We start from the raw sequence: 11,723 nt of genomic DNA, 5'->3' as shown, positions 1-11,723 counted from the left end.
GCACTGGTGTCCACATCAAGGTGGGTCGAAGAGAAGAATAGGGTTGCGCGTGTGGCGGCGAACACGCCGCCATATCTCAAACCCGGTTCGGAGTCTCGCGGCAACAACTTTGGCTGGGTGGCGCAGCTGTTACATCGGTAGTCTTTTGAGTCGCGGACGCCGTCAAGTGGTCACATTTTATTCATATGCCAATGCCGTCGATCCCAGCGTGTCTCGCGGCAGCCCCATCAATGGCTGGGCAGGACCTGCGCTGCCATGGTGAAAGCGAAATCACGTGCCTGACATCCCCTACATCCTGGGCCATTCGAAAGCCGAGATCCGCCGCTTGGCGATCGAGGCGGCCATGGTCGAGTCGATCACTGAGCGTCTGCTGCACGAGGCTGGGGTGAAGTCGGGGATGCGGGTGCTGGACCTCGGCTGCGGCGGGGGCGATGCCTCGATGCTGGTGGCAGAACTGGTCGGCCCGGCCGGGTCAGTCGTCGGCGTCGATCGCAGCGCCGAGGTCGTGGTAGCCGCACGGAAGCGGGCGCGGGTCATCGGCCATGCCAATATCGAATTCCATTGGGATTCGGTGGAAGATTTCTTCGATCCGTTGCCCTTCGATGCCGTCTTTGGCCGGAATGTGCTGATCCATCAGGCCGATCCCGGGCGATTCCTCCGCGCCGCGACCTCGCATGTCAGGCCCGGCGGCATCCTCGCCTTCCATGAGGTCGCGATGTACGGCCAGCTGCACTGCCTGCCGGCGGTGCCGCTGGTGCAGCAGGTGTGGGACTGGATGGTCGCGGCCGATGCCTCCTTGCCGCATCCGGATGCCCCCGGCCGACTGATCGGGCATTTCCAGGACGCAGGCCTGCCTCAGCCGGCGATATTTTGCGAGACGCCGGTTGGTGGCGGCCCGGACAGTGCGTTCTACGCCTTTTGCGCCCTGTCTTTATCCAGCCTTCTGCCGCAGTTGGAGAAGATCGGCGTGACCACAGCGGCGGAGGTCGATGTCGCCTCACTCGCGGACAGGCTGCGCAGCGCCGTGACCGCCGCGCGCGGCCAGGTATTCTTTCCGATGCAAGTCTGCGCCTGGACGCAATGCGGGCGCCGTTCGGAGATCACCTGAAACGGGGTCGGGATCGTAAGGAGGTTCTTCTGTTCTTCCGCATTCCCCTCCCCTTGACTGTTCTGAGGCTCCGCCGATACGGCAGGGTCGCTTGCCTGCTCGGCTACGGTCGGTCGAAGTTGCCCTTGGCCGTGGTCCTCTTGAGACACCATAGGAGCAGTCGGGAGAGGCGGGGCAGAAACGGCTACCGGAGGCGTCAACTCCAGCGCTTGTTTGTTGGCATTCCCGTCTTCTTGATTGGCCGGGAGTGGAGCAGTCACCTCGGCATTCCCATCGTTGCCGTTGCTCGCGAAGCACCAGCCACAGGTCAGAACAAGCCAAATCTGCGTCCCCACGGCAGCCACGGTTCCAGTCACCGTCGCAGCCAGGCTCGGGCCCGGCTGAGCCTGTTCAGGATTGTCGATTGAGAGCCACCGCTTCACCAAATCTGCTAGATCGTCTCGCGGCAGCCCCGGGTCGATAAGACTCCGTCCGCGTGCGCCGGCCTATAGCCCGTGCCCCTCCACCAGCCATTCCGCATCGTCGAGATCCGCGTCGAAATCCACGAGATCGTAGTCGGTGTCATCGGCCTCAAGCGGCGCACTCGCCATGTCGATCAGCAGAGACAGCTGTTGGCCGGCGGCGGCGATTCGGTCGAACCCGTCCCCGGGCGATGGATCGCGGCTGATCAGCAGGCATACAAGGATCTGCTGCAGCACCCGTATTTCGTGGGGTGGTGGAACATCGGTGTCGGGCCAGGTTTCCCGGCCCCTCCGGAGCTTGAGTAGAATCTCGGAAGCAACCTGTCGCAAGGAAAGGAGTTCGTCCTCGCGCCCGACCAGGGTTGTCAGGATGCCAGTCTCGGGCGTGGCCGCCGGAGAATCCGGATAGTGGATGAATTGGTCGGAAGACATGACACACCTCCGATTCTGCGTAAACGTCGCGAAGACACCAGGTTACGCCAGGGACGCCGATCGAACCGGCCTCGCTGGAGGGCCAACTCAAACCCGCTCCACCGTCGCCACGAAGGTGTATCCCACCCCGCGTTCGGTGCGGATCACGCGCGGGGCGTCCCAATCGCGTTCCAGCTTGCGCCGCAGCCGCAGGATTTTGACGTCGATCGAGCGGTCGAACACATCCTCGTGCAGGCGGGTGGCCTGCATCAGATCGTAGCGCGACAGGGGCCGCTGCGGCGCGTCGATGAAGGCCGCCAGCAGGGCATATTCGCTCTTGGTCAGGGCCACGGGTGCGCCCTCCGGGTCGGTCAGACTCCGCGTGCGCCGGTCGAGCAGCCAGCCGGCAAAGCGATAGCTGCCCCGCTCCGGATCGCGTGGCCGCGGCATCGGGGCGGCCGCCTGGCGGCGCAGCACCGCGCGGATGCGGGCCAGCAACTCGCGCAGGTCATAGGGCTTGGTCATGTAGTCGTCGGCGCCGAGATCCAGCGCGGCGACGCGGTCGAGCTCGGCTCGGCTATGGCCGGTGGTGACGATCACCGGGACATCGGACCATGCCCGGATGTCGCGCAGCAGGCCGAGTTCGTGCGTCGCGTCCGCATCCGAACCCATGACAACCAGATCCGGCGCGCTTTCGGCCAGGTCGCGGGGGAGATCCCGTGGCCACGATGCGGCGATGGAGCGGAAGCCCCGGTCGTCGAGATAGGCCAGGGTCATGTCCAGCATCGCGGGATCATCGTCGAGGACCAGTACACGCGCTGTCTGGCCGATGTCGACGTTGGCCCTGATCTGCGTTTCAAGGGCCATCAGCCCTTTGTTCCAGCATTTCGCCTCGGGGAGCGGGGTCGTCGTGGCCTGTGGTTCGCAGATGTCGGTCATCGCAGCCTTCTCCTTAAATCTCAGGATGCCGGGTGGGCGGGTGCGCAATGACGTAAGTGTCGCACCGGGTCCGGGAGGGGCTGGTGACCCAGGTCACAGGCCCGCAATTCTTGCCCCGACCATCCCGCCCCGGGACATGCCGTGGGCATCCCATGGGAAATCGTCCGGAAACTCCTTTCATCCGGGACATTGCAGCAACCCGTCGATGGCGGTCACATACCGCTTTCGCAGGTCGTCCCCGACGCGAGCCAGTGCAGCGGTGAATGCCAATCGCTCATCAGTGCGGAGCAGCCCCCGCCCCGTGCCGGCGCGGTGGTCGTGATCGTGATCAGCGGATGGATGACATGGTCGCCGGGCTTGAGGCCGAGGAGCTCGGCGATGCCCCCATTCAACTCCAGCACCGCCTTCACCGGCCCGTCAGAGTCGCGGTGGTCCAGGCTCTGCGGCGCCGCCCTCTCGATGATGTTGGCGATGGTGCCGTCGGTGCGGATGAAGATCATGTCGAGCGGGATCAGCGTGTTTTTCATCCAGAAGTACAGCGGCTCGTCCGTGTCGAACACGAACAGCATGCCGGCATCCGGCGCCATGGCCTTGCGGAACATCAGGCCGCGCCGCTGCTGCTTCAAGTTCAGCGCCAGTTCAACCGCGAAGTGGAAGTGCTGGCCGGCGGCGGTCTCGATGGTCAGGTCGCTGCTGTTCAGCTTGGTCGATTGCGCCTGGTCCTGCGCCAGCACCGGGCCGGCGGCAAAGAACAGGAAGGCGAGTGCGGCGAGGATCGTCTTCATCGCCATCATCCTTGTTGTCGAAGGCGGGTTGTCGCAGGCAGGCGGCCGGGAAAATGGACGCGCGGCCGGCAAGAGCCAGATGGCTCCGCGGCGGTCTGCAGCGCCTGGCCGGGGAAGAGGCGGGCTCGGTCGAGCACAAGCGGCGGCGCTGATCACGGACCAGCACCGTCTCGTCGTTCGGATCCCGCGGCATCGGCAGGGATTGAGGCCCGATGAGCCTGAATCATCGGGCCTGGCACCCTGCACCTGGCCTCGTCCGCTGGGAATCGGCTGACGTCAGACCGCTTCCCGACCCCAGTCGGCCGAGATCAGGCGAGCTTCGATATCAAGAGACGTGGATGCGCGGGCGGCCGAACTGCGCGAGCTGCAGCAGGTTGCCGTCCACCTTGCCGCCGGCGGCATGATCGATCGCGGCGGTGACGGTCGCTGGCTTGCTGGGGACGTTCTTGTCCGAAGTGACGTGGATGCGCGGGCGACCGAACTGCGCGAGCTGCAGCAGGTTGCCGTCCACCTTGCCGCTCGCGGCGAACGCGCCAGCCGACGTCGCAAACAGGCCGAGAGCGGCCACGGCACCAACGATGAGGGTCTTGGTCAGCATAATTCTCTCCTATCTTCAGGATTGATGGATAGTAATCCAAAGCGGATGTAGAGAATTTCTTTGGTTCGTCTGCATTCGTGCTTTGAACTATTAATTGATAACACGAGATTTTGCGATTTTCTAAGTGATTATGGATTCAATTCTGAAGAATTGGGCTACGCATGAAATTTGATGGCTACCTCAGAAATAAATGTCGCAAATATCAGAATGATGTCGTGCTTTGGATATCATATGGATCACCCACGGAGCAGTATATCGAATTATGGTTGACAAATTTTGTTTATACTATTTGATAATTATTCAATAAATATTGAATAATATGACTACTTCTGTAATAATATCGCTACGGCCGAAATAAATGTCGTGATCAACCAAGTGATGCCGCTGCCGAGATATCTGAAAGCCCGCACGGCAAGCAGGATAAGAGGCGCTGTCGACCTCGTCGGCAGCCATCGCAGGGGGCCGGCCACTCGGATGCCCGGCTTGCGGGCCCTGACTTGGAAACTCTCTTGAATGGTGATGTCGATGCCGGTCGCCGCAACGGCGTCAACCGGTCCAACGTCCGGCAACGGATCATCGCGCCTGAAGAGCGTGGCCTTCTGGCGGCAATCCCGATCTGGAAGGCGGCCTGCGGTCGATGGCGCAAATCTTGCCCCGTGCGGAGATGGCGAAGCCTGTGCCTGGCAAGAGATCGGCAGCATGCGGCGAGACCGGCGGGTCGTGGCGACTCGCGTCTCGGCGTCATTGAATCAATGGCTCGGGTGGCCAGGCGTGCCGGTCGGCGTCGGCCATCGGAGATCAGGCGCGGCGTCGCCGAAGCTGCAGCAGCCGGGACAGATCGGCGACATCAAGGTGGATCAGACTTTGCCCGACCATGTCGCCGGGAGTTCGCCGGCCGGTGCCGAAGCACATGCCGCCATGCTCGAGCCCCTCGCCGGCCGGCCGGGAGTGGAAATTCGGATTTGCCGGAACTCGGCATTGCGACGACGATCACGCAAGGGCTGTCGATTGTGGCGGCTCTTGACTGGCGGACATCATGCCGATCCGGGATCTGGGGACCCGGCGCTCCAATGCTTGCGCAAGCATCACTCACGCCCGCGCTGATGGTCACGCTCCGCCGCGCGGACCTCAGCGATATCCTGAGGATGCGTCAGGTTAAAATAACGGATCATGCCATCTGCTGTCACCCCCGGCCTGCCACTCGCGATGCTCTCCAACGCTCCTCGCAGGCGGGCCTCCGGCGCACGCGGGCCTTCACCAGCCGCCACGCGTTGCTCCATCGCCTGCACTTGGGCAGTGTCCTCAGGATGGGAGAGGCCGAACCCTCTCGTCACGTATGCTGCCGTTGCCCCGGCCGCCATGAAGTCCAGCGCTTCTTGCATGGTGGCCGCCGACACGCGCGGGCCGACACCGGCCGCCACCTGCCGCTCCAGCTCACGCGCTTCCGCAATATCGAGAGGATGAGTCAGGTGGAAATGAAAGATGGCACCATCCGTTGTCACGCCGCGCGCCATGGCATCCCGCACCTCTTGCATCGTCTCGGCCGATGCGCGCGGCCCTTCGACGGCGGCCAAGCGCGCCACCAACGCATGCACCTCCGCAATATCATCGGGATGCGTCAGAACCTGCCCTCTGAAATTATGACCTCCAATCACCCATGCCGGCGTCGCGCCAAGCCCCACGGTCGCCAGCGCTGCTTGCATGATCGCTGCCGGCGCACGTCCATCCGCCCGTGCCTGTCCGTCCGCAGCCGCCCGGGGTGGGGCGGCGCTTTGGTCGACGCGCGCGAACCCCAATGCATCCAGCATGACCTCCCGGCCGAAGAACATCGGCCCGATATTGCGGGCGGAGGCGCAGAGCTGCGACAAAAGCGTTCTCGCCGTCTCCCGGGACTGCTGGTCCTCGGCTGTCCCGGCCATATCCCGGAACAACCGCAGGATCGGCCCGAAGCGCTCTTCGCCGCGATTGCCGCGCGTTTCGTTCAGGTCCAGGCCCGGGTCGATGAAGCTGCCGATGACCAGGCAGCCCATCAAGCGCCCCAGTTCCTCGGGCGTCCGCTGCCCCCTCGATCCCTGGGTCAGATCGGGTCCCGCCTCCCCCGGCTGCCGCTCCCGGCCCACGTCTTCAAAGACGGCGGAGGCAACTGCCGCTGCGATGTCACGGCATTGGTCTGCTGATGATGAAGAGGCCGACAGAAGCGCGAGTATGGCGTCGGCATGCTGCCGCCATTGGTCATTGGGCACTTCGGCATGAATGGCATGGATGGCCCCGATGTCCCCCTGCCGGATGGCCCCCTGCAGCGCCCTGGCTGCGCGTCCGCCTTCGGCGGGACGCTGCGCCGGGCGTTGTCCGGCAGGACGCGGCTGGCGCCCCGTTGCCTGCCCCGTGAAGTCGAGAAGCTCCCGGAGGGAAACGCGAACCCCTTGTGCCTGTGCTGCGTCAAGTTGATTGTCGTTAATGAACTGGGTGACCAGGTAGTCGGGGATCTCTCCGTTGCCGGCGAGCCGGTGGAGGCTGCTGGCCTCGGCGCTGTCGAGCCATCCGGCGAACGCGGTCAACCTCGTCACGATGGCCCCGCGGGCGTCCGGTCCTCGTGAACCGCGGACACTGCCACCAAGATTATGGATGAGCGTGAAATCAGTCAGGCGAGCGGTGGCGGCGGCGATTTGCGCGCCCTGTTGCTGTCGCTGGCTGTCGGATGCCGGCCACCTCTCGCGGGTGTAGCGATCCAACAGCTCGGGTGAGATCGTTCGGCTGGCGGCAAGGTCGGATAAGCTTCGATTGCCGCTGCTGGCCAGCCACTCGGCGAAGGAACTGAGTGCGGCCGCATGCGTCTCGGCATTGACCGGCCAACTCTCGCCGAAGCGGTTGATCAACGACTGATCTGCCGGGGCATTGCCGAGCTGCCCGCGCGGCTGCACTTACGGCAGAATGCTGCCAGGCGGCCAATAGCCGACGCTCACCTGCTCCACGCCCGGTAGGCCCACATAGTGGTTTACGGCCTGCTGCAGCGTGGTACCGACGATCGGCTGGGAAAATTCTCCATCCGGGCCGGGCATGCTGGAGATCTCCCGCCAGCCGGTTCCTTCATCGCCGCGCAAGGCCAGGATGTGCGCGCTTCTGGTGCGAGTCGCCGGATTCATCGAAATGAGATGGATGATCGCGCGGGGCGGGCCAATGCGATTGTTGAGGCGGGACGGCGCGGGTGATGCTCTGCCATAATCTCTGGTCGAAATCTCGGGGAGGCCGAGATCGCTCACCATACCGACCAACTCCTCGACGGTGACGCCGCCTCCGGCCACGGTCTCGTGGTTTGAGACCGGACCACCGATCGCGGCATTGAGCGCATGCGAGGCGCAGGTGTTCACCGCCCCGCGCCTGGGGCGGTCGAACGCGATCTGGACCTCCTGGTAATAGGGGGCGTCGGCCCGCGGGGGGAGAACCCGCGCCGGGATGACGGGACGGGCCGCGGGCACTGATGGAACCACCCGGGGAGCGGCCCGGGAAGATGACGGCCCGACTTCGAAATCGCGCGGACGGCCCTGCGTGGATGTTCGGCGAGGACGTGCTGCGCGATCCTGGTCTGCGGTGCCCGGCCGCGTCGCCGGTGCGGGGGGATAGCCACCACGGTCGGGGGCTGCAACCTGTGCCTGGTTGGTGGGGCGAGGCATGGACGTTGACGGTGCCGCCGTCCGGGAGGACGTCGGAGCGACGTCGAAATCGTTCCCACGGCCCCGCGTGGATGGACGGCGAGGACGCACGGCGCGATCCTGCTCTGCCGGGATCGACCGCGTCGGATCGGGGGGATAGGTACTACGTTGGGGGGCGGCGCCCTGTGCCCGGTTGGCGGAGCGAGGCGTGGGCTCTGACGTTGTCACCGTCCGGGACGACGGCCCGATGTCGAAATTGCGCGGACCGCCCTGCGTGGATGTGCGGCGAGGACGCGCTCCGCGATCCTGCCCTGCTGTGACCAGCGCCGGCGCCGGTGTGGAGGGATAGCCCACAACCTGACCAGATCCAGGGCCTGCAACCTGTGCCGGGTTGGCGGGGCGGGGCATGGGCGTTAACGCCGTCCGGGAGGACGTCGGCCCGATGTCAAAATCGGGCTGACGGCCCTGCGTGGATGCTCGGCGAGGACGCGCTCCGCGATCCTGCCCTGCTGTGCCCGGCCGCGGCGCCGCATCGGATCGGGTCGCTGCGTTGTTCGGCGCGACGCGTTCCAGCTCTATGAGCTCGCCATCGCCGCCATCATTCGTGCCAGACGAGAAGCATCCGCAACATGCATTAAGCCAACTTTTCACCAGTTCTGGCAATGGCATGGTGCCTCCTCGCGGTCTGGCCGCTATATACTGTCGATTCCGGATAATGCCGATTCTGGCCATCAGTGCCGCCTGCGCCTCAGACGAAATACTCGCCTTAAGACACAGAAAAGCCGCCAGCGCGGCTCTTGTTTTTACAGCACTGAAGTTACTTTGGGGGCACCTCTCCTGTCCGACAGTACAGTCGACAGCTCAGATTGCCCAGCCCACGGCTTTCGGCGTGGGAACAGGGATCCGAGACAGGGCCTCACATTAACTGCTCCTGAGCTCGGTTGGCCCGAGCTCAAGAGCAGTTTTAGATTACGGGCAAGCCCGCGAGCAAATAGCCACCTGGACATTCTTGTTGACGGCCGGCACGGCCTCGGCCGACGCCTTATTTGTGTTGACGGTCGAGAGCTTGAGGACTGCGGCGTCATTCTTGTACGCCGGACCGTTGGAGGCGATCGCTCCAGCGGACAGCGTGAACAGGGAAACGGCCGCGATGGCACCCATGAGGATGGACTTGGACAGCATTTTGGTCTCCCAGAGGTTTTAGAGTTGATAACAACGCCCAAGTACTGGAGCGAGATCAATTCAATTCTGAGGGGGCTCGAAGGCCGCCACAGATCCAGCCTGGACAATTATTGGATAGCATGACTCCAACAGCGGTCCTAAACGATATTCACCGGATTTTCCCACTATCCGGCTACTGCCGTAATAGACTACTGCCGTAATATCAAAGGGTACGGTTAGAAAAGGGTACGGTTAGAATCGGGTAGCCGGGGCAGAATCCCTGGCATTCAGCTGGGAGCCGCGGCGATGACGAGATCGGCGAGTGGAGGGATGGGTTCAATTGGGGCTACGGGCAGCGACCTACTGCAGCGTCTCGATGCCGGAACGGTCCTCGACCGGCCGGAGCACGAACTGCTCACCTTGCCGAGCGGGCCGGCTACCAGGCGGCCGACTTGTCCCGTGAGACCAGTTCCGGCGCGAGTTCCGAGACCGGGGCGGACATTTTCCTGAAGATCTGACGCAGTTCTGATGGTGCAAGCGCAGGGATGTTCCCGGTTTGTCCCCTTAGCGTGGTTTTCTGCCCGTTCTATGTCGTCACCCCATCCCGACCTTGCCGGCGACGCGCTGGCCAGCAGGGGAGGGGAGGGGTGCAGGGCAGTCCGCGACTTGGCGTTGCTGCTGATCGGGTTCGTCGGCGGCTTCCGCCGGTCCGAACTCGCAGCCTTCGAACTCCGGGATGTGTCGTTTTCGGCCGAGGGCCTGGTGCTGTTCGTCGGTCGCTCCAAGGCGGATCAGGAACGACACGGCGCCGAGGTCGGCATCGAGGCGGTGCCGGCCTCGCCGCTCTGCGCGGTCACTGCCTTGCAACGCTGGCTCGCGGCCCGTGGCGACGCGCCTGGCGCGCTGTTCTGCCTTCTCGACCGCGGCGGAAACCTCGTCACCGGCACCAGCGGCCACCTGCTGCCGGTTGACCCGGGCGCGATCGCGCGTCTGGTCAAGCGCGTCATCGCCCGCACCGGCGTCGGTCCGGAGGAATTCTCGGCGCACAGCCTGCGCGCTGGCATGATGACCGCGGCCGACCTGCTGGGCATCCCCCTCGACAAGGCGATGGAGCACGGTCGCTGGAAGAGCTACGCCTCGGCCTGGATCTACCGCCGGCACGAGAGCCTCTGGGTTGGGAATTTTACGGGGAGATTGCTCGCAGGCAAATGGGCCGGAGGAGACGGCGCCAATGGCCGGATTGTCCCCTTTGCCGTCATCGGGAGGCCTTCCAGAGCGCTCCGAAGCGGACGTTGCTCTTCACTGTGCTGGCTCCCTATACCGGACGTCGGGCTGGCGGCCGCTCGGTCCCCACTGCTGACCTTCGGAGCCCTCCCGAACTCTTCCGGACCAGACGTTTCCTCAACTGGCAGGTTCAACAAACCGAACATACAGGACAGGTGCTGCTGGTCCCCGGCGGTGGCCGCCGTGTTCGGCCATGGTGACGTGCAACGGCGCCAAGAATCAGATCCGCGCTATTTGGCCAGCGTGTAGGCGATGACGTAGTCGCCGACCTTGGTGCCGAACGAGCCGTGGCCGCCGGCGGCGGTGACAACGTATTGGTGGCCGTCGACGGCGTAGGTCATCGGTGTCGACTGCCCGCCGGCCGGCAGGCGGTCTTCCCACAACTGGTCGCCATTGGTCACGTCATAGGCGCGGATGTAGTAGTCCTGCGTCGAGGTCAGGAAGGCGACGCCGCCGGCCGTGGTCATCGGCCCGCCCAGGCTGGGCACGCCCATCTTGATCGGGATCGGCACCGGCGCGTTGTCGCGGATGGTGCCGTTCCGGTGCATCCAGGCGATCTTCATCGTCTTGAGGTCGATCGCGGCCATATAGCCCCAGGGCGGCCGCATGCAGGGCAGCCCGACCGGCGACAGGAACGGGTGCAGCACGACGCCATAGGGCGTGCCGTACATCGGCTGCACGCCGATCTCGCTGCCCGAGGGATGCGCGTCGTTCGGCGCCGCCGGGTTGTCGGGGCCGCGGGGAATCAGCTTGGAAACGAAGGGGATGGCGATCGGGTTGGCGATGGCGATCTGCCTGACAGGATCGACCGCGATGCCGCCCCATTCGAACATGCCGAGATTGCCGGGGAAGACCAGGGTGCCCTGCAGCGAGGGCGGGGTGAACGTGCCCTCATAGCGCATCTGGTGGAACAGGATGCGGCAGGCCAGCTGGTCGAAGATGGTCGCGCCCCACATATCGGCGCCGGTCAGCAGCTTCTCCGGCCGGAAGGTGAGTTCGGAGAAGGGCTGGGTCGGCGACAGCCGGTCGCCCGGGGCAGGGCCCTGCGGCACCGGCCGCTCCGGCGCGGGCACGATCAGCTCGCCGGTGCGCCGGTCGAGCACGAAGAGGTTGCCGGTCTTGGCCGGCTGCAGGATGGCGGGGCGCGGGCCATCCGGCCCGGCCAGATCGACCAGGGTGGGCTGCGACGGCAGATCCATGTCCCAGAGGTCGTGATGCACCGTCTGGTAGGACCAGACGCGCTTGCCGGTGTTGATGTCCAGCGCCACCAGCGCGCTCGAATACCGCTCCGATTCCGGGGTGCGGTTGCCGCCCCAGATGTCGGGC

Annotated in this window: 10 protein-coding genes; 2 read left to right on the top strand and 8 right to left on the bottom strand. The window is 64.7% G+C overall.

Annotated elements, in window-relative coordinates; translation table 11 throughout:
- The first annotated feature begins 274 nt into the window (after nucleotides 1-274).
- Entirely contained in the window at nucleotides 275-1,108 is an 834-nt protein-coding gene (locus AC3XYG_RS39515) for a class I SAM-dependent methyltransferase (RefSeq protein WP_489145393.1), read from the top strand.
- A gap of 485 nt (nucleotides 1,109-1,593) precedes the next feature.
- On the opposite strand, the gene AC3XYG_RS39510 is transcribed toward AC3XYG_RS39515, so the two are convergent.
- The 7 genes from AC3XYG_RS39510 to AC3XYG_RS39480 form a co-directional block, all read right to left on the bottom strand.
- Complete coding sequence (locus tag AC3XYG_RS39510) at nucleotides 1,594-2,001, bottom strand: hypothetical protein (protein WP_489145392.1); 408 nt, start codon at nucleotides 1,999-2,001, stop codon at nucleotides 1,594-1,596.
- Nucleotides 2,002-2,088: 87 nt separating this feature from the next.
- Nucleotides 2,089-2,919 (bottom strand): winged helix-turn-helix domain-containing protein, encoded by an 831-nt coding sequence (locus tag AC3XYG_RS39505; RefSeq protein WP_489145391.1) that lies wholly within the window; start codon nucleotides 2,917-2,919, stop codon nucleotides 2,089-2,091.
- A 212-nt stretch (nucleotides 2,920-3,131) separates the two neighbouring features.
- Nucleotides 3,132-3,704: a DUF192 domain-containing protein gene (locus tag AC3XYG_RS39500; RefSeq protein WP_489145390.1), complete on the bottom strand. Its 573-nt coding sequence runs from the start codon at nucleotides 3,702-3,704 to the stop codon at nucleotides 3,132-3,134.
- A 325-nt stretch (nucleotides 3,705-4,029) separates the two neighbouring features.
- A complete protein-coding gene (locus tag AC3XYG_RS39495; RefSeq protein WP_489145389.1) occupies nucleotides 4,030-4,302 on the bottom strand; it encodes a hypothetical protein in 273 nt (90 codons plus the stop codon).
- A gap of 1,085 nt (nucleotides 4,303-5,387) precedes the next feature.
- On the bottom strand, nucleotides 5,388-7,178 hold the full coding sequence (locus AC3XYG_RS39490; RefSeq protein WP_489145388.1) for a hypothetical protein: 1,791 nt from the start codon (nucleotides 7,176-7,178) through the stop codon (nucleotides 5,388-5,390).
- Between the two features lie 45 nt (nucleotides 7,179-7,223).
- Nucleotides 7,224-7,670, bottom strand: coding sequence for a hypothetical protein (locus AC3XYG_RS39485; RefSeq protein ID WP_489145387.1), 447 nt, complete (start codon nucleotides 7,668-7,670; stop codon nucleotides 7,224-7,226).
- Between the two features lie 1,251 nt (nucleotides 7,671-8,921).
- On the bottom strand, nucleotides 8,922-9,134 hold the full coding sequence (locus AC3XYG_RS39480) for a hypothetical protein (protein ID WP_489145386.1): 213 nt from the start codon (nucleotides 9,132-9,134) through the stop codon (nucleotides 8,922-8,924).
- Nucleotides 9,135-9,641: 507 nt separating this feature from the next.
- Here AC3XYG_RS39480 and AC3XYG_RS39475 point away from each other — a divergent pair.
- On the top strand, nucleotides 9,642-10,646 hold the full coding sequence (locus tag AC3XYG_RS39475; RefSeq protein ID WP_489145385.1) for a tyrosine-type recombinase/integrase: 1,005 nt from the start codon (nucleotides 9,642-9,644) through the stop codon (nucleotides 10,644-10,646).
- Here AC3XYG_RS39475 and AC3XYG_RS39470 read toward each other — a convergent pair.
- Nucleotides 10,628-11,723: PQQ-binding-like beta-propeller repeat protein (locus AC3XYG_RS39470; protein WP_489145384.1), on the bottom strand; the 1,096-nt coding region annotated here is incomplete at its 5' end. The genes AC3XYG_RS39475 and AC3XYG_RS39470 overlap by 19 nt on opposite strands.

This window comes from Inquilinus sp., from assembly GCF_057815775.1.
This window is presented reverse-complemented; position numbering and strand designations above follow the sequence as displayed.

What these genes read in the sequence shown, in the direction of transcription:
- AC3XYG_RS39510 (WP_489145392.1), bottom strand. Translation starts at nt 2,001, where the DNA reads ATGTCTTCCGACCAATTCATCCACTATCCGGATTCTCCGGCGGCCACG.
- AC3XYG_RS39505 (WP_489145391.1), bottom strand. Translation starts at nt 2,919, where the DNA reads ATGACCGACATCTGCGAACCACAGGCCACGACGACCCCGCTCCCCGAG.
- AC3XYG_RS39500 (WP_489145390.1), bottom strand. Translation starts at nt 3,704, where the DNA reads ATGAAGACGATCCTCGCCGCACTCGCCTTCCTGTTCTTTGCCGCCGGC.
- AC3XYG_RS39495 (WP_489145389.1), bottom strand. Translation starts at nt 4,302, where the DNA reads ATGCTGACCAAGACCCTCATCGTTGGTGCCGTGGCCGCTCTCGGCCTG.
- AC3XYG_RS39480 (WP_489145386.1), bottom strand. Translation starts at nt 9,134, where the DNA reads ATGCTGTCCAAGTCCATCCTCATGGGTGCCATCGCGGCCGTTTCCCTG.
- AC3XYG_RS39475 (WP_489145385.1), top strand. Translation starts at nt 9,642, where the DNA reads ATGGTGCAAGCGCAGGGATGTTCCCGGTTTGTCCCCTTAGCGTGGTTT.